The sequence below is a fragment of the Nocardioides sp. LHD-245 genome, assembly GCF_030929495.1.
Lineage (GTDB): Bacteria > Actinomycetota > Actinomycetes > Propionibacteriales > Nocardioidaceae > Nocardioides.
The window spans coordinates 69,883-92,665 of sequence record NZ_JAVFWN010000004.1 but is presented as its reverse complement, the minus strand read 5'-3'; the positions used below and the strand labels follow the sequence as shown (position 1 = coordinate 92,665).

General features: G+C 71.4%; 18 protein-coding genes. 8 read left to right on the top strand and 10 right to left on the bottom strand.

Annotated elements, in window-relative coordinates; translation table 11 throughout:
* Nucleotides 1–74: 74 nt before the first annotated feature.
* Nucleotides 75–3,389: a FlgD immunoglobulin-like domain containing protein gene (locus RB608_RS07720; protein WP_308087225.1), complete on the top strand. Its 3,315-nt coding sequence runs from the start codon at nt 75–77 to the stop codon at nt 3,387–3,389.
* An 18-nt stretch (nt 3,390–3,407) separates the two neighbouring features.
* Here the strand turns inward: RB608_RS07720 and RB608_RS07715 are convergent, their stop codons facing one another.
* Nucleotides 3,408–3,848, bottom strand: a complete 441-nt coding sequence (locus RB608_RS07715) for a YiiD C-terminal domain-containing protein (RefSeq protein ID WP_308087224.1) — start codon at nt 3,846–3,848, stop codon at nt 3,408–3,410.
* Between the two features lie 192 nt (nt 3,849–4,040).
* Here RB608_RS07715 and RB608_RS07710 point away from each other — a divergent pair, with 192 nt between their 5' ends.
* Nucleotides 4,041–4,985, top strand: coding sequence for an erythromycin esterase family protein (locus RB608_RS07710; RefSeq protein WP_308087223.1), 945 nt, complete (start codon nt 4,041–4,043; stop codon nt 4,983–4,985).
* A gap of 129 nt (nt 4,986–5,114) precedes the next feature.
* On the opposite strand, the gene RB608_RS07705 is transcribed toward RB608_RS07710, so the two are convergent.
* Complete coding sequence (locus RB608_RS07705) at nt 5,115–5,705, bottom strand: hypothetical protein (protein ID WP_308087222.1); 591 nt, start codon at nt 5,703–5,705, stop codon at nt 5,115–5,117.
* Nucleotides 5,706–5,775: 70 nt separating this feature from the next.
* On the opposite strand from RB608_RS07705, the gene RB608_RS07700 reads away from it, so the two are divergent.
* Both RB608_RS07700 and RB608_RS07695 read left to right on the top strand, forming a co-directional pair.
* Entirely contained in the window at nt 5,776–6,798 is a 1,023-nt protein-coding gene (locus RB608_RS07700; protein WP_308087221.1) for an AraC family transcriptional regulator, read from the top strand.
* Nucleotides 6,799–6,893: 95 nt separating this feature from the next.
* Nucleotides 6,894–8,375 carry a DUF1254 domain-containing protein gene (locus RB608_RS07695; protein WP_308087220.1) on the top strand — a complete coding sequence of 494 codons (1,482 nt, stop codon included), beginning with the start codon at nt 6,894–6,896 and terminating at the stop codon, nt 8,373–8,375.
* Nucleotides 8,376–8,404: 29 nt separating this feature from the next.
* Here RB608_RS07695 and RB608_RS07690 read toward each other — a convergent pair whose 3' ends face one another.
* On the bottom strand, nt 8,405–9,217 hold the full coding sequence (locus tag RB608_RS07690; protein WP_308087219.1) for an alpha/beta hydrolase: 813 nt from the start codon (nt 9,215–9,217) through the stop codon (nt 8,405–8,407).
* A 225-nt stretch (nt 9,218–9,442) separates the two neighbouring features.
* Between RB608_RS07690 and RB608_RS07685 the strand changes: the two genes are divergently transcribed.
* Nucleotides 9,443–10,459: a hypothetical protein gene (locus RB608_RS07685; protein WP_308087218.1), complete on the top strand. Its 1,017-nt coding sequence runs from the start codon at nt 9,443–9,445 to the stop codon at nt 10,457–10,459.
* 40 nt (nt 10,460–10,499) lie between these two features.
* On the opposite strand, the gene RB608_RS07680 is transcribed toward RB608_RS07685, so the two are convergent.
* Complete coding sequence (locus tag RB608_RS07680) at nt 10,500–10,841, bottom strand: DUF2200 domain-containing protein (RefSeq protein ID WP_308087217.1); 342 nt, start codon at nt 10,839–10,841, stop codon at nt 10,500–10,502.
* A gap of 57 nt (nt 10,842–10,898) precedes the next feature.
* On the opposite strand from RB608_RS07680, the gene RB608_RS07675 reads away from it, so the two are divergent.
* Nucleotides 10,899–12,893, top strand: a complete 1,995-nt coding sequence (locus tag RB608_RS07675) for an MFS transporter (RefSeq protein WP_308087216.1) — start codon at nt 10,899–10,901, stop codon at nt 12,891–12,893.
* 108 nt (nt 12,894–13,001) lie between these two features.
* Nucleotides 13,002–14,642 (top strand): alkaline phosphatase D family protein, encoded by a 1,641-nt coding sequence (locus RB608_RS07670; RefSeq protein WP_308087215.1) that lies wholly within the window; start codon nt 13,002–13,004, stop codon nt 14,640–14,642.
* A 209-nt stretch (nt 14,643–14,851) separates the two neighbouring features.
* Here the strand turns inward: RB608_RS07670 and RB608_RS07665 are convergent, their stop codons facing one another.
* A complete protein-coding gene (locus tag RB608_RS07665; protein ID WP_308087214.1) occupies nt 14,852–15,487 on the bottom strand; it encodes a TetR/AcrR family transcriptional regulator in 636 nt (211 codons plus the stop codon).
* A 73-nt stretch (nt 15,488–15,560) separates the two neighbouring features.
* Here RB608_RS07665 and RB608_RS07660 point away from each other — a divergent pair, with 73 nt between their 5' ends.
* Complete coding sequence (locus tag RB608_RS07660) at nt 15,561–16,550, top strand: nitronate monooxygenase (RefSeq protein WP_308087213.1); 990 nt, start codon at nt 15,561–15,563, stop codon at nt 16,548–16,550.
* Here RB608_RS07660 and RB608_RS07655 read toward each other — a convergent pair.
* Genes RB608_RS07655 through RB608_RS07635 form a run of 5 tightly spaced genes read right to left on the bottom strand, consistent with a single transcriptional unit; the run spans nt 16,538 to nt 22,759 of the window.
* A complete protein-coding gene (locus RB608_RS07655; protein WP_308087212.1) occupies nt 16,538–17,677 on the bottom strand; it encodes a CaiB/BaiF CoA-transferase family protein in 1,140 nt (379 codons plus the stop codon). The two genes, RB608_RS07660 and RB608_RS07655, sit on opposite strands and share 13 nt — an antisense overlap.
* On the bottom strand, nt 17,674–19,233 hold the full coding sequence (locus RB608_RS07650; protein WP_308087211.1) for an AMP-binding protein: 1,560 nt from the start codon (nt 19,231–19,233) through the stop codon (nt 17,674–17,676). The genes RB608_RS07655 and RB608_RS07650 overlap by 4 nt, the downstream gene beginning before the upstream one ends.
* Nucleotides 19,233–19,970, bottom strand: coding sequence for an ABC transporter ATP-binding protein (locus RB608_RS07645; protein ID WP_308087210.1), 738 nt, complete (start codon nt 19,968–19,970; stop codon nt 19,233–19,235). Before RB608_RS07645 ends, RB608_RS07650 begins: the two co-directional genes overlap by 1 nt.
* Nucleotides 19,963–20,748, bottom strand: coding sequence for an ABC transporter ATP-binding protein (locus RB608_RS07640; protein WP_308087209.1), 786 nt, complete (start codon nt 20,746–20,748; stop codon nt 19,963–19,965). Before RB608_RS07640 ends, RB608_RS07645 begins: the two co-directional genes overlap by 8 nt.
* Entirely contained in the window at nt 20,738–22,759 is a 2,022-nt protein-coding gene (locus RB608_RS07635; RefSeq protein ID WP_308087208.1) for an ABC transporter permease, read from the bottom strand. The genes RB608_RS07640 and RB608_RS07635 overlap by 11 nt, the downstream gene beginning before the upstream one ends.
* Between the last annotated feature and the right edge of the window lie 24 nt (nt 22,760–22,783).

Genomic DNA, 22,783 nt, shown 5'->3' with positions numbered 1-22,783 from the left:
CGCGGCCCGGAGGCGTCACCCGAGGGCACGCTCGCGCGTTGGGCGGGGGAAGGCCGACGGAGGAGGGGCGCGACATGGGGCGCTGGACCAGGTCCGCGACGGCGGTCGCCGCGCTGGCGACCGCGCTGGCGACCGCGGGGACGACGCTGCCCGCGGGAGCGACGCTGCCCGCGGCGGAGGCGGCGGACGCACCCGTGCAGCTGCGGTTCACGACCCAGCCGAAGGTCACCTTCACGGGCCTGAGCGGGGCGGACGGGGAGGCCTGGGCCGCGGTCGGGGTGGGCTGGTCCCCGTCGCGGCCGGCGAACGTCACGGTGCGGGTCGCCGACGGCACCGGATCCGTGGTGCGGACCTTCCTGGACGGCGTCTCCGTGCGGGACGCGCCTCAGCAGGTCACGTGGGACTACACCGACGCCTCCGGTACGGCCGTTCCCGAGGGCGACTACACGATGCGGTTCGAGGCCGTCGACAGCGAGGGCAACCGGGACGTCGAGACGTACGCCGTTCCGCTGGACCGGCACACGAGGGTCCCTCTGGAGGGGGTCGTCAGCGGCGCGACCTACTCCGGTGACGTCACGATGACGATCAGCCCGCGTCCGGGCCTGACCCTCATCGGCGGCCGGTTCACGATCGGCCAGGGCTACCACGCCCCCGACTGCCTGTGGACGCCCGAGCGCACACCGGGGACGGGCGGGAGCATCCGGAGCACCTTCAGCGTCGACGACTGCGGCGCCTACGACGGAAGCGCCGGCGCGATGTTCACCTTCACCGACCGCCTCGGCGCCCGGCAGACCGGCTACGCCCTCCGGGTCCCGGTCCGCATCGCCGACCGGGTGGCGCCGACGGCGACGATCTATCCGTACTCTCCGTCCTCGCAGACCCTCCACCTGCGGAGTCCGGGCGCCTACGAGACCAGTGACTTCACCTACGCGGTCCGGGATGCGGGTGTCCTCGAGTCACGCACGTACGAGGTGCGCACCACGCTGGGGCAGCTGGTCGCCTCGGGCGCCCTCCCCGTCGGGCAGGGCCTGGCATCCGACGAGCTCACCCGGCTGATCCCGTTCCGCTGGGACGGGACCCGCAACGACGGGAGCCCCCTGCCCGCCGGGACCTACCGGGTCCGGACCCGGTTCACCGACGAGTCCGGGAACTCCGGGACCGGGCCGGTGGTGCCGATCGTGCTCGACGCGACGATCCCGGGCACGCTCGCGCTGACGCCACTCGACACGAACCGGTGGCAGGCCGTCGTGACGCCGAAGGCCGGCGCGGGCGTGACCGCGGCCGCCCTCAGCGCCTACGGTCCGAGCCCGCTGCCGATGTCGTACGACGCGGCCACCGGCACCTACCGCGCCGTGCTCGACCTGAACGGCCAGCCCGCCCGCACCTACCCTGTGGGGGCGCTCGTCACCCGCGGGACCACGCCGCCGACGACGTTCGCGACGGCGACCCAGGACCTCGTGGCCGTCGTACCACCGGACACGGCGCCGCCGGTCGTGACCCCGCCGGCGGACACCCGGATCTACCTGAGGGACGCCGGCGCCTACCACCTCGCCGGCTTCCGCTTCGACGTGCGCGACCAGTCGTCCTTCCGGTCGTCCGCGTTCGTGGTGAGCGATGCGGCCGGCACTGTGGTCGACCACCGGATCGGGGTGGGCGGAGCGTACGTCGAGTCGTTCTCCTGGGACGGCACCGGACCGGACGGCGCCCCGCTCCCGGCCGGCGACTACGTCGTCCGCACCACCTTCACCGACGCCCAGGGCCACGCCACCCCGGCGGCCGTGACCGTCCGGCTCGATCGGACCGTGCCGGGCAGCCTCGCCATCACCCGGGTCGAGGGCAACCGGTTCCTCGCCGAGCTCACCCCCGCCGCCGGAGCGGCGCTCGACGGCGTCCGGCTGCACTGGGTGGGCTCGACCAAGGTCACCCCACTGCCCCGCGACGCGGCGCGCGGCACCTTCCGGGCGGTCCTGGACCTCGAGGCGCAGCCGCTCGGCAGCTACCGGTTCGAGGCGCTGGTCGACCGGCCGGTCCCGCAGGCGGCCGGCGGAACGGCCGCCCAGGGCACGTTCACGACCGAGCAGGTCGAGCTGACCGTCGCCGACGTGACCGCGCCGGTCGTGACGGGTCCCCCGGCGGCCACGCAGTACCTGCGCGCGCCCGACGCCTACGACCCCGTCGTGCTGTCCTACCCGGCGACCGAGTCGTCGCCGTTCACCGGCGTCGCCTGGGTCGTCGACGCGACCGGCCGGACCGTGCGCGGGGAGCGGCCGATGCAGGACCCCCTCCTGCCCGGGCGGGTGGTCCGGACCGCGACCTGGGACGGGCGTGACGACCAGGGCGCGCTGCAGCCGGCCGGCACCTACCTCGTGCGCACCCGCTTCACCGACGCCGCGGGCAACACCACGACCGGGCCACCGGTCGCCCTGACCCTCGACGACGCGGTCCCGGGTGAGCTCCTGACCCCCGCGCCCGGGGACACCCTCGCCGGCACCGCGCCCGTCGAATTCCGGGCGACGACACGGCCCGGGATGTCGGTGTACCGCGTCGGTGTCCAGCTCGTCGACGCCCCGGACGGCGGCGCGGTCACCCTCCACAACGCGTCGCCCGACGGCGTGTGGCGCACCACCTGGCCGATGGGGGGCATGCCCGCGGGTCCCCGGCGCCTCGCGACCTGGATCTCCTGGCTCGACGACCGGGGCACGTCCCACACCTATGCCGCCGAGGACCGCACCGTGGTGATCGACCCGACCGGCATCCCGGTCCGGGCCGAGCCCCGGACCGACCCAGGCTCCCTCACGGCCGGGCTCGCCGTCGCGACCTCCAGCCCCCACGGCGACGACGTCACGGTCGCGGTCGACTGGGGCGACGGCAGCGCACCGACCCGGGCGGTGGTCCCGGCGCCCTATGCCGTGCCGACGTACACCCACACCTATCCCCGTGCCGGCACCTACGACGCGACGCTGACCGCCTCCGCCGGCCTGGAGACGACGACGCTGACGACCCGGGTGATCGTGACCGCCTCCGGTGCCGCCACCGTGGTTCCCGGCACCGGAGCCGGGTCGACACCGGCCCCACCAGGCACCGGGCCCGGCGCCCTCCCGCCCCGGGTCGGCAAGGTGCGTGCCGCGGTCCGTGCCGGCGCCGTACGGCTCCGCTGGCGGGCCGGGGCTGCCGCGGACGGGACCGCGCCGCCGACGACCTACGTCATCCAGCGCCGGGGCCGCGGCGACGACGGCTGGACCGTCGTCCGGTCGGTCCGGGCGGACCGGACCGCGACGACCCTGCGCGGGCTGCGGCCGGGGAGCGTCGTACGGCTGCGCGTGGTCGCGCTCAACCCGGCCGGCATGGCCGAGCCGAGCCGGGCCGTCACCGTCCGCCCCCGCCGCTGAGCGCGCGTCGGAGCCGGGTCAGAACCGCCGCATCTGGTACAGCCCGCGGGTCCGCGCGACCACCGTGCCCTCGGCGTCGGTGACCTCGGCGACCAGCTCGAAGTCGGACTTCCCGCGCTCCGCCGTCTCGGCGAGCACCCGGTCGATGACGTCGTCGGCCAGCGTCGCCCGGGAGACGACGTCGGAGGTGGCCGGGCGGAGGAAGTCGATGCTCATGCTCTTGATCAGCGGTACGGCGCCCTCGAGGACCAGCGACGTGCTCGCGTAGAGGCCGCCGAGGACCTCGGCCACGGTGAACAACGATCCGGCGTACGCCGTGCCGAAGTGGTTGACGTTGGGCCCGGCGGGCAGCCGCGCGGCCACGGCGTTGCGCCCGGCCTCGACGACCTCGACGCCCATGGCGTCCATGATCGGGATCATCGAGCGGACGTAGGTCGTGAGATCGGCGGGCGTGGTCACGGCGCCACGCTAGCGGTCTCACCAGGGGCGGGGCGCCAGCTAGAGCCGCCTCGGCACCGTCCAGCGCTACAGGCCGCTCCAGCAATGAGCGCCAGCTCGACGTCGCAGGGTCTTGACCTCAACCAATCTTGAGGTCAGACGATCTCTGGAGTGGTCCGCAAGAAGCGGAGCTCGGGGATGAAGGGCAGGCCGATGGAGACGGTGACCGAGTGGATCAGGAAGAACGCCCATGTGCTCGTGAACATGAAACCTGACGAGCCACTGGACGATCTGCGGCCGCTCGCCCCACTGGTGCGGGACGCCAAGATCGTGGCGCTGGGAGCAGCTGCCCGACAGGCACGCGAATTGTCGGATGTGGCGCATCGCATCGTGCGGCTGCTGGTGGAAGAAGAGGGGTTCCGCACCCTTGCCCTGGAGGGCGACGACCCTGGTCGCCTCGGCCTGGACGTCTATGTCGCCACCGGCGATGGAGACCCCCGTGCGCTGCTGGGAGAGGCACGGTCGTTCTGGCAGACCGCCGAGATCCTCGAGCTCGTCCACTGGATGCGGTCCTACAACGAGCGTCACCCAGGCGACCCGGTGCGTTTCGCGCAGTTCCCTGCTGAGCCGGTGCGGCACACCACACAGCTCGATGGTCTGGCCGACCTGGAACGCACGCTGGCCGACGGGGTGAGCTGGTGGCAGCAGCTCACCGGCGACAAGGTCGTCTACTGGGGCGGTATGGCGCACACCGCCGTCGGCGCTCCTCGCACCGTGTCCCCCTCCGAGCCCTTGGAGTCACATCAGAACATGGGCGGATACCTGCGTGAACGACTTGGACTGGACTACCGCTCCGTGGGCCTGACCATGGCGCATGGTTCGATCGGCCAGCCACTGCCCGCTCCACGCCGGCACTTCGTCGACAGCCTGCTGCATGCGGCCGCCGAGAACAGGGCGGGATACATCCTGGATCTGGGCACCTCGCAACCCGAGCCGATCCACCGCCTCCTGGACGCCCCGACGCGCACGCGGTTGATCGGCCCGTTCTACGACCCCCGGGATGATGCGGCCTACCACATGTCGGGCGGGTCACTCGCGAGCTGGTTCGACGTCGTCGTCCACACGCAGGAGGTGACACCGTCCCGGCCCCTGCCCTGAAGGCTGCCCAGCGGGTATTCCGCCGATGCCAGTGGAGGCCCAAGCCGACGCGGTCTGCGGCGCCGGGTTCGGCGGGCGTGGTCACGGCGCCACGCTAGGGAACCACTGATCACCACTTCCCTAGCGGTCTCACCAGGGGCGGGGCGCCAGCTCGGTGAGGTACGGCGCCAGCAGGGTGCTGGTCTGCTCGATGCTGAGCACCTCGGCCGGGTCGAGCGGGATGATCTGCCGCTTCGACTCGTCGATCTCCCACACGTCCTCGCCGACCAGGCGGCCCTCGTCGTCGTAGGGCCAGATCATGTGCTCGACGTTGGCGACGAGGTAGTGCGCGTCGGGGTCGACCGGAGCGCCGGCCGCGACCAGCAGGGCACCCGGCGTCTGCTGGTAGATGGTGGCGGTGGAGACGATCATGTTGTCGCCGACGGCGAGCTTCTCGTCCTCGGCGTAGAACACGCACTGGGCCGTGCGCGACCACTCGTCGTACACCGCCTGGACCGCCTCGGCACCGTCCAGCACGGTGTTGATGCCGAAGACGTTGAAGTGGTAGATCGGGTGGTCGACGGTCATCTCGGGGGCGAAGATCTCCTTCCAGCGGCCGGCCATCTCGAGGTTGCGGTGGCGGTCGTAGGCCTGCAGCAGCCAACGGTGCCGCGGATCGGTGGTGGTCTCGATCAACCGGCGGACGGCGACATTGGTCTGGGTGATGTCGAAGCGGCTCATGCCTCCACGATCCCTTCCGAGGGCGCCGAGGGTCTTGACATCACACGACACCTTCTTGACCCTGGGCGACATGTCCCTGATCCGCGGCACCTCCCTCCAGGGGTTCGCGGAGCTGGTCGCCGAGCTGGGCGCCGACCTGCGGCCCCTGCTCGACCTCGCCCACCTCCCGGCGTCCGCCGTCGGCGACCACGACAGCTTCGTCAGCTACCGCAGCGTGGTCACGGTGCTCGAGGCGGCCGCCTCCGCGACGGGCTCCGACGACTTCGGTCGCCGGCTCGCCACCCGTCAGGGGCTCGAGATCCTCGGTCCGCTCGGGGTCGCCGCACGCACGGCCGGGACGGCCGGCGCCGCCCTGCAGTCGATCGAGCAGTACATGGCCGTCTACTCCCCCGCCATCGCGATCACCGTGACCGCGCCGCCGCGCGCCCGGCTCGCCGAGCTGGAGTGGCGGATCGTCGTACGCCGCCCGCCACCGCACCGCCAGGCGGCCGAGCTCGCACTCGGGGTGGCCGTGCGCGTCTTCCAGCTGCTCGCCGGCCCGGACTTCCGGCCCCGGTCGGTCCAGCTGCGCCACCAGCCGCTGGGCGATCCGGCCGCCTACCGGACGTACTTCGGCGCTCCTGTCGAGTTCGCCGCCGACACCTACGGCTTCCGGTTCCCGGCCGAGATCCTCGCCCGTCCCCTCGCCGACGACGGCGACGTGCACGACGTCGTCGAGCAGTACCTCAGCCGGATCGCGGTCCCCACGGCGTCCGCGACCGCCGACACCGTCGCCGAGCTGATCCGGCACATGCTGCCGACCGGCGGTCTCGACCTCGACCTCGTCGCGGGCCAGCTGGCTCTGCACCGGCGCACGCTGCAGCGCCAGCTCGCCGAGCAGGGCACCTCCTTCGCCGCCCTCGTCGACCAGGTCCGACGCGACGAGGCCGAGCGCTACCTGCGCGAGACCGACATGCCCCTGGGCCAGCTCGCCGGTGTCCTGGGCCTGAGTGAGCACAGCGCCCTGTCCCGGGCCAGCCGGCGGTGGTTCGGCGCGCCCCCGAAGCAGGTCCGCCGGGACGCGCGGGCCGTGTCGCGCCAGGTCAAGAACTAGGCGCGCAAGGTCAAGACCGGACACCGGTCGGCTTGCGACATTCAGGGGGTCCGCCTTCCTGACCGGGTCGCCCGCGACCCACCGAGAGGATCCCCATGGGTCGCAGAACGACCTCCCGCACCCTGGCACTCGCTGGGCTGCTCGCCGGCGTCGTGACGTCGGCGCTCACCACGCTCGCCGCGCCGGCGACGGCCGACCGGGCGCCGCACGACCGGGCAGCAGGCGACCAGGCGGCGTACGACCGCGGCTACCAGCTCGGACTCGAGGCCTACCGCTACGGCCTGCCGCTGGTCACCACCGACGCCACCTTCCGCGCGCAGACCAGCATCGACGTCCCGGACGGCCGCGGCTTCGGACCGGTCAACCGGTTCAACCCGGTCCGGAAGTTCATCACCCCCGACGATCGCTCGGTCGTCGCGCCGAACCTCGACACGCTCTACTCCGTCGCCTGGCTCGATCTCAGCGACCAGCCGCAGGTGATCCACGTGCCGAAGGTGCGCAACCGCTACTTCGTCATCCCGCTGATGAGCCCGTACACCGAGAACTTCACCAACCTCGGCTCCGTGGAGCGGACCGCGCCGGGCGACTACGCGGTCGTCGGGCCCGACGACGCCGACATCCGGCTCCCGCGCCACGTCAAGCGGATCGTGTCGCCGTACGACCGGGTGTGGATCATCCAGCGGATCTACGCCGACAACGACGACGTCCGTGACCAGCGCACGGTCAACCGGATCCAGGACGCCACGACCGTGATCCCCCTGCGCAAGTACCCGCGCTGGCGCTGGAACCCGGCACCGCCGCGCCACCCCGACACGACGACGGATGCGGTGACGATCCCGACCGGGATGGCGTTCTACGACCGGCTCGGCGACCTGCTCGCGGCGTTCCCCCCGCCGGGCGAGGACGCACCCGCGCTCGAGCAGCTCGCCGGCATCGGCGTCGGCCCCGGCCGCCATCCGTCGGCGGACGACACCCTCGATGCCCACACCCGCGCCGGGATGGAGGCAGCGATCGCGGCCGGGCAGGCGACGGTGCTGCAGGACGCCATGGGCCTGTACGGCCAGGGCTTCGCGAAGCACAACGGCTACCTGGTCACCCCGACCGGCAGCTACGGCACCGACTACCGGCTGCGCTCGGTCATCACGCAGGTCGGCCTCGGCGCCCTGCGATCGGAGCAGGCGATGTACCCGCTGGCGCTGCTCGACCGCACCGGCCAGCCCCTCACCGGCGCGAAGAGGTACGTCGTGCGCATCCCCGCCGGCCAGCTGCCGCCCCTCACCAGCACGGGCTTCTGGTCCCTGACCCTCTACGACGGCGACGGGTTCGTCGTGCCCAACGAGATCGACAGGTACGCGATCAACGACCGCACCGACCTGCACCGCAACGCCGACGGCTCACTCGACCTCTACGTCCAGGCATCCCGGCCGAGCGACCCCGACCGGGCGCGGAACTGGCTGCCCGCGCCGACCGGTGGCTTCCGCCTCCTGTGGCGGATGTACGGCACGCAGACCGCCGCGATCCCCGGCATCCTCGACGGGACCGGCTGGCGGACCCCGGCCATCGTCCCCGCAGGCTGAGCACAGATCCCGTCGAGGAACCCGCCCGGTCAGGCGACGTCGTACGTCGTCTGGCCGAGCCGCGGGTGCGCGGAGCCCTTGAGCAGCACGTCGGCGACGAGGTCGACGTCGTCGATCATCGGGACGTGGCCGCACTTCGGCAGCGTGACGTGCTCGGCGTGCGGAAGCGCCCGGCGGGCGCGGCCGGCCTGGTAGGGCAGCAGCGCCAGGTCGCGGGTGCCCCAGGCCACCGTGACCGGGACGGCCGGGTCGATCGGCCGGTCGAACGGGAAGCCGCCGTCGATGATCGTCTCCAGCGCGGGCCGCGCGTGGACCAGGCCACGCAGGTCGCCGAGGGCGGCGTCGGGGCTGAGCTTGTGCCCCTTGGTCATCAGCAGGCCGAAGGCCGCGGCGCGGCCCGGCGCGGTCCTCAAGATCGCGGGCGCCACCGGCTGGGCGAGGGTCGCCGCGCCGGTCAGCACCGTGAAGACCGCGCGAATGTAGGCGAAGTCGACCTTGCCGCGCCAGAACCCGGCCGGAGCCAGGGTGGTCGCGCTGCTCACGAGGTCGTCGGCCGCGGCCTCGAGCGCGATCCGGCCGCCGAGGGAGTTGCCCGCGATGTGCGGTCGGTCGAGGCCCTGCTCGACGAAGAACTCCTCGAGGAGGTCGCGCAGCAGGTCGCGCACCGGCCGGCCGTCGGGCACCAGCGCCGGCGACTCGCCGTGGCCGGGCAGGTCGATCAGCACGACCTCGCGCTCCCGGGCCAGCCGGTCCACGACCGGGTACCAGGCCTGGCGGCGGTGACCGATCCCGTGGACCAGGACGAGCGGCTCCCCCGAGCCGATCCGTTCGTGGGCAAGCATCGCGACCTCGCTTCCACGCACCGGCGCTGGTGCGGTAGATAGGTGCAACCGTGAGTTGCGGATACCGACAGTATGGGACGTGCTAGCTGATGGCAAGCACCTGTTCGCACCGGATTCTTTACCGTCGTCCCCGGTGTCCTCCAGCCGCCGCATCACTAGGGTCGAAGGTCGACACTCCCGGCGGGGACTGGGCGTGCCGTCCCATCCTCGGACAAGGAGAACCCGATGACTCCCGTACGCACGCGTGTGCTCACGAGCGGCCTGGCGGCCGCGCTCGCCGCCGGATCACTGCTCGCGGCACCGGCTCCGGCCCCGGCAGCTCCGGTCTTCACCCAGATCGAGGTCGATCCCTACGCCTCCGAGGGCCTCACCGGCGCCTGCACCAACACCGGACCGGCATTGCCGGCGACGCCGGTCACGGTTTTGAACGAGAACGGCACCTCCCTGGCCACCAGCCTCACCACGACGGCGCAGTACACCGCCAATGGCGATCCGACCGACGTCATGACCAACACAGCCACCCTCCAGGCGTCATCGTCGGCCAGCACCGCCGGCGGTCTGCCCCAGTCGATCACGACGAGCTTCTCGGGCACCGTGAGCGCAACCGCCAGCAAGGGCGCGTCGACCTGTGACGTCCGGTCGGTCGCCGGGGTCGAGGTCGACTTCGAGTTCACCACCGCCGTGCCGCTCTGGGCGACCCTGAGCGTCCACCACAAGGGTCCCGGCTATGTCGAGGCCTACATCGACCAAGACATCGGCGACGGCTATCACGAACTCTACGGTCGCTCTCTCGACGGCGGCGGCTCCACCACGGTGTTGCTGCCCCCGGGCACCTACAGCGGCTACGTCGAGGGTGACTCCGGCCGGAACGCCAACGCCAACGTCTCGGCCTCGGTCTCCGGCAAGGCGTCCATCACCTTCGCCCTGCCGGGATCAACCAGCGCCGCACCTTCGGGTAAGGCGAGCAAGTACGTCGCCCTGCCCGGCGCCCGCGCCTGCGGCACGCACAACGCCACCGCCACGTTGACCGCCAAGAAGAAGGCACTCAAGCAGGTCAAGAAGGTCACCTTCACCGTCGACGGCAAGAAGGCCGCCACCCTCAAGGGCAAGAAACTCAAGAAGGGCAGGGCCGTCGCCCTGCCGCTGGTCGACAGCGCCGCCGCCGAGCTCGGCGCCACCGTGCTGCTGAAGAACGGCAAGGAGCGCACAGTCGACGCGAGCTACCTCGCCTGCACCAGCTGATCGAGCCGGGCGAGGCGGTGGGCAGGCCGGCCCGGGGCGATCAGCCCCGCAGCACCTTATCCATCGCCTTGCCACGGGCGAGCTCGTCCACGAGCTTGTCGAGATAGCGGATCCGCTGCATCAGCGGATCCTCGATCTCCTCGACCCGCACCCCGCACACGACCCCGGTGATCAGGTCCGCCGCCGGGTTGAGCCGGGCCCGGTCGAAGAACTCCTCGAACGTCGTACCGGCGTCGAGGTGGGCCTGCAGCGCCGCCGCGTCGAAGCCGGTCAGCCAGGCGATCACCTGGTCGAGCTCGGCCCGGGTCCGCCCCTTCTTCTCGACCTTGGTGACGTAGTGGGGGTAGACCGATGCGAAACTGGTCGAGAAGATGCGGTGCACGGTCCTCACCCTAGACCGGGCCCAGGCGAGTCCAGATGAAGAAGAGGTGCCTCCAGCGTGGTCGTCGAACCCGTCCGGCCACGCACCAGCCCCGCGCTCATCGTCGCGATGCTGTCGTGCTGCGGCATCGTGGTCTCGCTCCAGCAGACACTGCTGCTCCCGCTGCTCCCTGACCTCCCCCGGCTCCTCGACACCTCGGCCGACAGCGCCTCGTGGCTGGTGACCGCCACGCTGCTCAGCGGAGCGGTGGCGACGCCGACGATCTCGCGACTGGCCGACATGTACGGCAAGCGCCGGATGATGGTGGTCTCGCTGGGGGTCGCGGTGGCCGGGTCCCTGCTCGGCGCGGTCAGCCAGGTGCTCCCACTGCTCATCGCCGCCCGCGCCCTCCAAGGCGTCGGCGTCGCGCTGATCCCGGTCGCGATCGCGATCATGCGCGACGAGCTGCCCCGCGACCGGGTCCCGCTCGGCGTCGCCCTGATGAGCGCCACCCTCGCGATCGGCGCCGGGGTGGGGCTGCCGCTGTCCGGCCTGATCGTCGAGCACATGGACTGGCACGCGTCCTTCTGGCTCACCGGCATCGTCGGCATCGTCCTGATCGCCGGCACGCTCGGCCTCCTGCCGGAGTCGCCGGTCCGCACGAGCGGCGCCTTCGACCTGCGCGGGGCCCTGATCCTCTCGGTGGCCCTCACGGCGATCCTGCTCGCGCTCTCCAAGGGCGGACAGTGGGGCTGGCTCGGTCCCCGCACCGTGGGCTGCGCCGCCGCCGGCGTCGCGCTCATCGCGGTGTGGATCCCCCTCGAGCTGCGCACCCCGCGCCCGCTGGTCGACGTCCGCGTCGCCGCCCGCCGTGCGGTCGTGCTGGTCAACGTCACGTCCGTCTTCGCCGGCCTCTCCATGTTCGCCAACATGCTGGTGACGACCCTCCTGCTCCAGATGCCGGAGGAGACCGGGTACGGCCAGGGCCTGGACGTCCTCCACACCGGCCTGTGGATGGTCCCCAACGCCGCGGCCTTCGGACTGATGGCTCCGGTGTCGGCCTGGCTGATCCGGCGCTTCGGGCCACAGGTCACGCTGGTCGCGGGCGCCCTGTTGATGGGCACGACCTACCTCTGGCGGGTCTTCTACAGCGCCGACCTCGCCCAGATCGTGATCGGCTCGGTGGTCGTCGGCACCGGCACCGCGATGGTGTACGGCGCCCTGCCGACCCTGATCATGCGGGCCGTGCCGGTCACCGAGACGGCGTCCGCCAACGGCCTCAACGTGCTGCTCCGCTCGCTCGGCACCTCGACGATCAGTGCGGTGACCGCAGCCGTCACCACCGCGTCGGTGATGACCGTCGGCGGCCGGGAGCTGCCGACGCTGGACTCCCTCGAGCTGATCTTCTGGATCGCCTCCGGCGCCGGGATGGCGACCGCGCTGATCGGCGTACCCATGCTCGGCATGCGGGAGTACGCCGAGGAGGCGGATCGCTCCGGCGCCGAGAACACCAGTCGCGCGCAGATCGTGAAGGGCCAGGTGCTCAGCCTCAAGGGCCAGCCGATCCGGCACGCGGTGGTCACCGTGCTGACGCCCGACGGCCGGGCGGTCGACTGGGGGCAGGCCGACGCCGAGGGCCGGTTCGCCGCCGCGGTCCCCGGGCCGGCCGACTACCTCGTGGTGACCGCCGCCGACGGCTGGCGGCCACGCTCGCGGATGATGACCCTCGACAGCGCCGCGCCGATCCCGCCCATCGTGCTCCGTGAGCGGCTCACCCTGCGCGGCACCATCCGCGACGCCGACGGCCGGCCTGCGGTCGATGCGCTGGTCGCCCTCACCCGAGGCACCGGCGGCCTGGTCGCGAGCGTGCGCACCGACCACGAGGGGCGCTACGAGGTCCCCCGCCCGGCCAACGGCCGCTACGTCCTCACCGTCGCCGGGCCCGACGAGGCCCTCGGCTCCCGCACCCTCACCGTGTGGGAGGAGGCGCGCGACTTCGACCTGCAGCTCGGCACGCCGCTCGCGGACGTCACCGACCGATCGAGCCGGTCCGAAGTCGGCGGCGCGACGTAACGCAGGTCACATCCGAGTCGTTGCGCCGGGGAGCACCGCCAGGAGGCCCCCGTGTCCGACCCGTCCCTTCCCGCCAGCAGGCCTCGTGGCCTGTCCCGCCGTTCGGTCATGGCGGGCGCAATCGGCGGCGGCGCCGCCCTCGCCCTCGCCTCGTGGCCCGAGGCGGTGGCCGCGTCGGCGCCCTTCGTGCACGGCGTCGCGTCCGGCGACCCGCTGCCCGGCGCCGTCGTCCTGTGGACCCGGGTGACCCCCTCCGTCGAGGCCGCGCCCGGGTCCGGCGTGGGGCCCGACGTCACCGTCACCTGGGAGGTGGCGAGCGACCCCGGGTTCGCCCACGTCGTGCAGCAGGGCACCGCGACCGCCTCGGCCGCGCGGGACCACACGCTGCACGTCGACGTCGGCGGCCTGGCCCCCGCGACGGCGTACTGGTACCGGTTCACGGCGCTCGGCGCGACCTCCCGCACCGGCCGCACCCGGACCGCGCCCGCCGCCGGCTCGTCGGCGCCCGTGCGCTTCGGCGTCGTGTCGTGCGCCAACTACGACTGGGGCTACTTCCAGCCCTACAAGTTCCTCGCCACCCGCACCGACCTGCACGCGATCCTGCACCTCGGCGACTACGTCTACGAGTACGCCCCGGGCGGCGTGATCGCCGGCTATCCCAAGAACCCGCGCAACGCCGACCCGCTCCACGAGTGCACGACGCTCGCGGACTACCGGGTACGGCACGGCTGCTACAAGCTCGAGCAGAACCTCCAGGACCTGCACGCCGCGCACCCGATGGTGGCCGTCTGGGACGACCACGAGATCGCCAACGACACCTGGCAGGGCGGCGCCGAGAACCACGACCCGGCCGCCGAGGGCGAGTGGGCGACCCGCGCCACCGCGGGCCGACGGGCGTTCCTGGAGTGGCTGCCGATCCGGCACACCGACCCCGACGACTGGCAGCGGATCAACCGCCGTCTCGCCTTCGGCGACCAGGTCGACCTGTGGATGCTCGACGAGCGCCGGTTCCGGACGCAGCCACCGAAGAGCGTGCTGCTCGGGTACGTCGCCCTCGGCGCCTCCTCCGCCGACCCGGACGGGTCGATGATCGGCGACGACCAGGAGCACTGGCTGGTCCAGGGTCTCGCGGCCAGCACCGCCCGGTGGAAGGTCCTCGGCAACCAGGTCCCCTTCTTCCCCCAGGTCCTGCTCCCCCAGCTCCCCGGCCAGATCACCGACCTGCTCGGCCCGAAGCTGTCCCAGCAGCTGGAGAAGCCGCTGCTCCAGCTGTACGTCGAGGACTGGAACGGCTTCCTCACCCAGCGCCAGCGGATCGTCGACGGCATGGCCGGCATCGACGACGTCGTGATCCTGACCGGTGACGTCCACCAGAGCTTCGCCAGCGAGATCCCCGCTCGCCCCAACCGCTACCTCCTGGACCGCAAGTCCGTCGCGGTCGAGTACGTCACCCCGGGCGTGGCCTCGCCGTCCCTGCAGACCATGGTCAACCAGGTGGCCCCCGGCGTCGGCAACCTCCTCGACGTGGTCCTCAACACCAACGCCGCACTCGCCAACCCCTGGATCCGCTGGTCGGAGGGCTTCAAGACCGGCTGCCTGATCGTCGACTTCGCCAGCACCCGGGTACAGGCCGACTGGTACCTCGTCGACAAGGGCACCGACCCGAACAGCGCGATCCGCCACGTCGCCTCGCGTCAGACGAAGGCCGGCACCCGGCGGATCACCGCCGCGACGCAACCACTCGGCTGACGGGGGCCACCTCCAGCAACACCTGCTCCAGACCCGGGTCGAGGCCGAGACGCGCGGCCTCGCCCTGGGTGCGCCGTACGCCGCGATCTCCGCGGCAGCGGTCGCCAGCATCTGGTCGAGATGGCCGCGGGCCAGCTTCTCGCCCCGCCATGGGCCGAGCCGGAGGTCGCCGAGCGCCGACTCGGAGCTTCGGCCCCACCGAGGGTGACTCAGTCGACCGTGGGGGCGAGCGCCTGCTTCCAGATATCCGACAGCGTCGTGACCAGACGCTCCTCGTCGAACTCCCGCCCGAGGGAGAACCAGACGTAGCAGGTGTACTCGAGCATCGCCCCGAGCACCTCCGCGGTGTACTCGACGTCGATGTCTGCCCGGGTCACGCCCGCATCGACCAGTCGTACGATGCCACGCTCGGTCCGACGCACGAACGTCTCCCGCAGGTCCAGACGCAGGTCGCGCATCTCCGGCGAGAAGGTGCCGACCTGCTCGATCAGCCCGATCATCCGCGCGTGGGGCCGATAGGCGTGCAGGAAACGGCGTACCGAGTCGGTGATCCGGTCGTGGAAGTCGGTGTCGGGCACCGGCGGCGCCATCAACAGCAGCATCGCGTCGACCACCCCGCGCGCGACGGCGGCGAAGACGGCTTCCTTGGTGTCGAAGTAGGTGTAGAACGTGCCCTGCGAGACCTTCGCCTCGCGCACGATGTCGCTGACCCTGGCGTCGACGAAGCCCTTCGTCTCGAACACCCTCCGCGCAGCGCTCAACAGGGCCTCGCGGCGCTGCACACCGCGTTCGGTCAGCGGTCCCTGGTCACGCCGGGCCTGCTGGGGGTCGACGACCTCACTCACCTGGTCCTCCTCCGTCGCCTCACTCTGCCAGCCTACTTGACGTCAGTGTCACATGACATCTAAATTGACAGCCATGTCAACTATGCCGCGTCTCCGCACCCGCTTCACGGAGACCTTCGGGATCGACCAACCGATCGTGCAGGGCGGCATGCAGTGGGTCGGGACCGCGGACCTGGTCGGCGCCGTGGCCGAGGCAGGCGCCCTCGGCATGCTGACCGCCCTGACCTTCCCCGACCCGGACGTGTTGGCGGCTGAGATCGCCCGCGTACGCGAGCACACGGACCGTCCGTTCGGCGTGAACCTGACCATCCTGCCGTCGATGAGGGCCGTGAACCACGACGAGCTCAGGGCCGCGGTCGTCGAGTCGGGCGTCAAGGTCGTCGAGACGGCCGGCGCGAACCCCGGTCCCTCGATGGACTACTTCGATACCCACGGCGTCAAGGTCATCCACAAGTGCACCAGCGTGCGACACGCCCTCAAGGCGCAGGCCGTCGGGGTGGCCGCCGTCAGCATCGACGGCTTCGAGTGCGCCGGCCACCCGGGCGAGGACGACGTACCCGGCCTGATTCTCATCCCCGCTGCGGCTGCGCGGCTCGACATCCCGGTGCTGGCAGCGGGCGGCATCGCCGACGCCCGTGGGCTGGTCGCCGCGCTGGCACTCGGGGCCGAGGGCGTGACCATGGGCACCCGCTTCCTCTGCACGCAGGAGGCGCCGATCCATCACCGGATCAAGGAGGCGATCGTCGCGGCCACCGAACTCGACACCGAGCTCCTGTTCCGGCCACTGGGCAACACCTCCCGCGTCCACAGCAACGCCGTGGCCCGCGAGGCCGTCGAGGTCCTCTCGGCCGGCGGCCAGTTCTCCGACGTACAGCATCTCGTGAACGGAATCCGAGGACGAACGGTCTACGAGCTCGGCGATCCGGAGGCCGGCGTGTGGTCGGTGGGCATGGCCCAGGGTCTCATCGAGGACATTCCGAGCTGCTCCGAGCTGGTGACGCGCATGGTCTCCGAGGCGATCAGCCTGCTGGACTCGCGTCTGGCCGGGGTCTATTCGTCGTAGCCCAGCGCAGCGAGCGCGCCGTCAGTCAGGCCCCAGGACGCCAGACCCGCCCGGCGGGCGTCGCGACGCAGCCGGAGCGGCCCGGCGGGGGTTCGGGCGAACCGAGGCGCCGGAGCCGGCTGGGACACTCCCTCGACGGTCTCCGCGGCACTCCGGTCAGCGGCGAACGGCGAGACGAGCCCCTCAACCGGCGAGTAGACCGGCTGGACGCACGCGTCGGTGAGGGAGAAGGTCTCGGTCCACTCGGCGCGGGTCCTCGCGGCGAAGGCGGCCGCGAAGATCCGCTCCAGCTCGGGCCAACCCGACCGATCCTGCTGTGCGGGCAGCTGCTCGATGTCGAGCCCCAGACCCGACACCAGCTGTGCGTAGAACTCCGGCTCGAGCGAGCCCACCGACATGTGCGCTCCGTCGGACGTCGCGTAGCACCGGTAGAACGGCGCGCCGCCATCCAGCAGGTTCTCTCCTCGTCCGGCCTCCCATTCGCCCTCGGCGTGCATCGAGTGCAAGTGGGTGGTGAAGAGGCGGGCGCCGTCGACCATGGCCGCGTCGACGACCTGTCCGCGGCCGGACCGCGACCGCTCGACGAGCGCCGCCAGCACGCCGAAGGCGAGCAGCAGCCCACCCCCGCCGAAGTCGCCCAGCAGGTTGACCGGAGCGACCGGCGGCCGGTCCGCGGGCCCGATCGCGCCCAGCGCGCCGGACATCGCCACGTAGTTGATGTCGTGACCGGCGACGCGAGCGAGCGCCCCGGACTGGCCCCAGCCCGTCATCCGGCCGTACACGAGTCTCGGGTTGGAGGCGAGCAGGTCGTCCGGGCCGAGGCCGAGGCGCTCCATCACGCCAGGGCGGAAGCCCTCGATGAGGACGTCGGCCCGGTCGACCAGCGCATGGACCGCGTCCCGATGGGCCGGATCCTTGAGGTCCGCCCGGACCACGTCGCGGCCACGGCCCAGGAGATCGGGATCGGGAACCGTGGGGCTCCGTCGATCGATCCGGATCACCTCGGCGCCGTGGTCGGCCAGCATCATCGCCGCGAAGGGCCCGGGGGCGAGTCCGGCGAGCTCGACGACACGGACGCCGGCCAGTGTTCCCTTCGGCGTCGGGATCTCCCGAGGATCGGCACTCACCGGTGCCGCCCCGCGACCATCTCGTCGCGCAGGGTCCGCTTGAGGATCTTGCCGCTGGCATTGAGCGGCATCTCGGGTACGACGACCACCTCCGCGGGCACCTTGTACGCCGCAAGATGCTCACGGCAGTGAGCCCTCAGTGCCTCGGTGTCGACGCCGGCGCCGTCGTGCAGCGTGACGAACGCGACCACGACCTCGCCCCAGTAGTCGTCGGGACGACCGACGACCGCAACGTTCGAGACGCCGACGTACTCGGCGATCACCGTCTCGATCTCGATCGGGTAGATGTTCTCGCCGCCCCGGATGATCATGTCCTTGCTGCGGCCGGCGAGGTAGAAGAACCCCTCGGCATCCTGTCGCGCCAGGTCGCCGGCTCGGAACCAGCCGTCGCGCAGGGTGTGCGCCGTCTGCTCCGGCATCTCGAGATATCCCGACATCACGGCGTCGCTGCGGCTGATGATCTCGCCGACCTCCCCGACATTGACGTCGTTGTCGTCCGCGTCGACGATCCGTACGTCGACAGCGCCGACCGGCCGCCCGACCGATCCGAGGAGATGGGGCTCGCCCGCCGCGGCGCGCAGATGGTCCGCCGAGGTCAGCACGGTCTGTAACCCGCCCTCCGTCGACGCCCCGAACGCCTGGATGAAACGACACCCGAAGACGTCCATCGCCTCACGCAGCATCGCCGGCGGCATGGGCGCCGCGCCGTAGATGATCGAACGGAACCGGGAGAAGTCGACATCGGCCACCCCCGGCTCGTCGAGCACCCTCCGGATCATGGTCGGAACGAGGAAGCACCCGGTCAGTCCTGCGCCCATCCAGGAGAGCGTGGTGGCCGCGTCGAACTGAGGCAGCACGAGCGTCGTGTACCCCCGCTTGACGTGGCCCAGCGTGATCGCCTGGCCCGAGATGTGGAAAGCCGGGGACGCCGTGTAGCGGAACTCTCCCGGGAGGTACTCGTACTCGACCTCCTGGATACCGATCAGCGACTTGAGCATGCCGTGCGACTGCATGACCGCCTTGGGCAGACCGGTCGTGCCGCTCGTGAACGCCAGACCGACGATGTCGGTGTCGTCGACATGGACCTCGGGCTCGGCGTCGGCGCCCTCGGCGAGCAGCGCGTCGTACGTCAGCTCGGCATCGCCGTCGAAGGCCACGAGGTGGTCGACCGAGCCGACGTCGGGCAGCACGGCGTGCGCGGTGTCCAGATAGCGCCCGCCGACGAACAGCATCGAGGGCTCCGCCCGTCGGAGCAGGGTGCGGACCTCCGCGTCGGTCAGCCGGTTGTTGAGCGGCACATAGGTCGCGCCGAGCTTCAGCGTCGCGAGGATGACCTCGTAGAAGGCGACGCAGTCGACGGCGAGGATCGCGATCCGGCTGCCCTTGCGGACACCCCGGGACGTCAGCGCGTCGGCCAGCCGGTTGACCCGGCTGTTGACCTCTCGATAGCTGAACGCAGTTCCTCCGGCCTCGACGAAGCACGGCCGGTCGGGGAACCGACGCGCGTTGATCCGCAGGTAGTCGCCCATCGCGATCATCGGGGCATAGGCGCGCATCAGCTCATCGCCTCGGCACCTCGGTCGGCGAACTCGTCGGATCCGAAGTACGCCGCCTCCAACTGGCTGCGGTCCTTGAGCAGGTCGGCAGCCGCCCCGGCCAGAACCACCCTGCCGTGGTTGAGAACCAGTGCGCGGTCGGAGACCGCGAGTGCGAGCTCGACGTGCTGCTCGACCAGGACGACTCCGATCCCCTCCTCCTTCGCCAGGTCACGGATGGCAGGCAGCATGTCCTGGACGATCTTCGGTGCCAGGCCCAACGACATCTCGTCCACCAGCAGGAGCCGAGGCTCGCTCAGGAGCGCGGCCGCGATCGCGAGCATCTGCTGCTCACCGCCGGAGAGCAGGCCGGCCTTCCGGCTGTCGAGCCGGGCGAGGGCCGGGAACCGCTCCATGACGACCGTCTCTCGCTCCGCGGACGGCCGCCGCCGAGCCAGGCGCAGGTGATCACGGACGGTGAGCCCGAAGAACAGCCCGCGGTCGTCGGGAACCAGCATCATGCCGCGCCGCGCCATGTGATGTGGCTTGCCGAGCGGTTCGCCCAGCACCTCCACCGTGCCGCTCATCAGCGGCACGAGCCCGACCATCGCGAGCAGGCTGGTGGTCTTGCCGGCGCCGTTGGGGCCGAGGAGGGACACGACCTCACCGGGCCCGACCTCGAGATCGAGGTCGCGGATGGCGGGCACCCGGTTGTAGCCGGCGGTCAGGCCGTCGACCTTGAGCAGCGAGTCAGGCATCGGCGTTCTCCATCGGGACTCCGAGGTAGGCGGCAACCACGGCCTGGTCGGTCCGAGCCTCGTCCGGTGTACCGCTGAAGATCAGCTTGCCGAACTCAAGCACGAATACCCGGTCGCAGACGCCCAGCACGAGCGACATGTCGTGGTCGATGAGTAGGGCGCCGGCGCCCTGCTCCCCGACGATGGTGCGCAGGCGAGTCGCGAACTCGAGGCTCTCCGCACTGTCGAGACCGGCGGCCGGCTCGTCGAGCAGCAGCAGCTTGCAGGTGCCGACCAGTGCCCGCGCGACACCCACCAGCTTCTGCTGGCCGAGCGACAGGTCGCGAGCGAGTCGGTCCGCCTCCTCTCCCAGCCCGACGAGCGACAGGGCCCGGCCCACCGATCCGTCGACGCGTCGACGCGGCCAGAAGATGTCACGGAACAACGTCCCGACTCCGCCCGGGCGGGTGGCGACCGCGACGTTCTCGCGCACCGTCAGGTTGCCGAAGAGCTCCCCGGACTGCCAGGTGCGCGAGAGTCCGCGCCTGCGACGTTCGTGCGGGCGCAGCGCGTCGATCCGCTCACCGTCGAGGGTGACGCTGCCCTCCGACCTCGTGAAACCGGTGACCGCGTCGACGAAGGTCGTCTTACCGGCGCCGTTGGGGCCGATCAGACCGACGATCTCGCCCGGTCGCACGTCCAGGTCGACGTCGGAGTTCGCGGTCACGCCGCCGTAGCGGACGGTGAGCCGTTCGGCCCGAAGGCCGCCGCGGGCGGCCGCGGGGACATCAGTGGACATCAGAGACCTCCCGAAGGTCGATCAGGGCATCGGAAGCGGCGGTCCCGTCGGGCCCCCGCGCATCAGGTGCTCCCCCACCGCCGATCCGGCGGCGGACCCACTCGATCTGCGCGCGGGTCGCTCCGGCCATGCCGACCGGGTTGAGAATGGCGGTCAGGATGAGGGCGAGCCCCGAGACCAGGGCGTAGTAGTCGCCCATCTCGAACAGGTCGTGGAAGAGCACGTAGATGATCCCGAGCGGCCCGATGACGCCTGCGACCGCCGCGCCGCCCCAGGACGTGATGCCACCGAGGTAGGTGACAGCGAGGATCTGCAGACCCACGAAGACGGAGAACGACTCTGCCGACAGCTGGCCCGCGCTGTAGCCGATCAAGCAGCCCGCGAGTCCGGCGATGAAGGCCGAGACCCCGAATCCGATCAGCTTCGTCTGCCGCACGTCGATCCCTACGGAGGCGGCGGCCCGCTCGTTCGCCCGCACGGCCAGGAAGGCGCGACCAGTGTCGCCCGACGCGAGTCGGACGAACGCCACGATCACAAGGGCGACGATCACGAGCACCATCAGGGAGAACGAGAGGCGGCTCAGCGTCGCGCCCTCCCGGACGGCGAGGTTCACGCCGAACAGGTGCGGGTCGGCGATCGGGTTTCCCGACGGCGGCGTCAGGCTGTAGTTGTTGAAGACGAACCGCTCGATCGCCAGGGACGCGGCGATGGTGACGATCGCCAACTGGGCCCCCCGGATGCGGAACGCCGGCAGCGCCACGATCATGCCGAGGAGCGCCGCGACGGCGGAGCAGAGCAGTACTGCCAGCACGAACGGCATGTCCCAGTTGGTGGTGACCTTCGACAGCGTGAAGCCCGCCGCGCCCGCGAAGGCGGTCTGGGCCAGCGAGATCTGTCCGAGATACCCGGTGATCACCACATAGGAGAGGGCGATCAGGGTCAGGATGATCGAGTACGTCAGGCCGAACCGATAGGCGTCCCGGGTCACCACCAACAGCACGACGGTGACCGCGAGCACGACCGTGCCGGCGACCGGCCTGAGCCGCGGGATGTGCACGTCCGGCAGCGGGATCGTCTGCAGCGACCCACGCGAGGGCAGGCGGCTGCCGAAGGCGAACAGGATCACGACGACGACGAGGAAGGGAACGACCTGCTCGATGCCCGACTGCGCCCAGGTCGGCCACCACGGCTTGAGGACGAGCAGGTTGATCACCGACTGGAAGGCGCCGAGCGCCAGGGAGGCGACGAAGACGGTGCCGATCGACTCCATGCGGGCGACGAGGAGGACTGCCAGCGCGGGAACCACCAGCAGGGTGTAGTTGCTGGGATTGAGGCCGGTCAGGCTGCTGGCCAGGATCACGCCGACGGTGCCGACGACATTGGCCATCACCAGCGCCAGCGCGGCGAGACGGTCCGGCGAGAAGCCACGCAGGGTCGCGCCCCGCTCGTTCTCGGCCGCGGCACGGGTGGCCACGCCGGCACGGGTGAAGCGGAAGTAGGCCCAGACCAGCACCGAGAGGACCAGCATGACGCCGACCATCTTCAGCTCCCGCGACGACACGGTGACGCCGAACAGGTCGATGCTTCCCGGCTCGATGATCGACTCGACCGAGATGTTGTTGGGACCGAACCGGATCACGACCAGCGCCTGGAGACTGAGCATCAACGCCACGGACACCACCACCTGAGCCAGTGCGGGCGCGTGGCGGACCGGACGGAACACCAGGTAGTGCGCGAGCAGACCCAGCGCGACGGCGGTCAGGAGTGCGACCACCAGCGACACGACCACGCTCGGCGGGCCGTCGCCGAGCTGGATCCGGCCGACCGGCAGGACCAGGCTGCCGTCGAGCCGGAGCTGCGCGAAGACGTAGGCACCCCACATGGCCATGGCGCCCTGCGCGAAGTTGATGATGCCCGTGGCTCGATAGACCAGGACGAGGCCATTGCCGAGTGCGACATAGACGGCACCCAGGCCCAGGCCGAGGATGACGAACTGCAGATAGGTGTCCACGACAGGCTCCAGTGGCTCAGGATC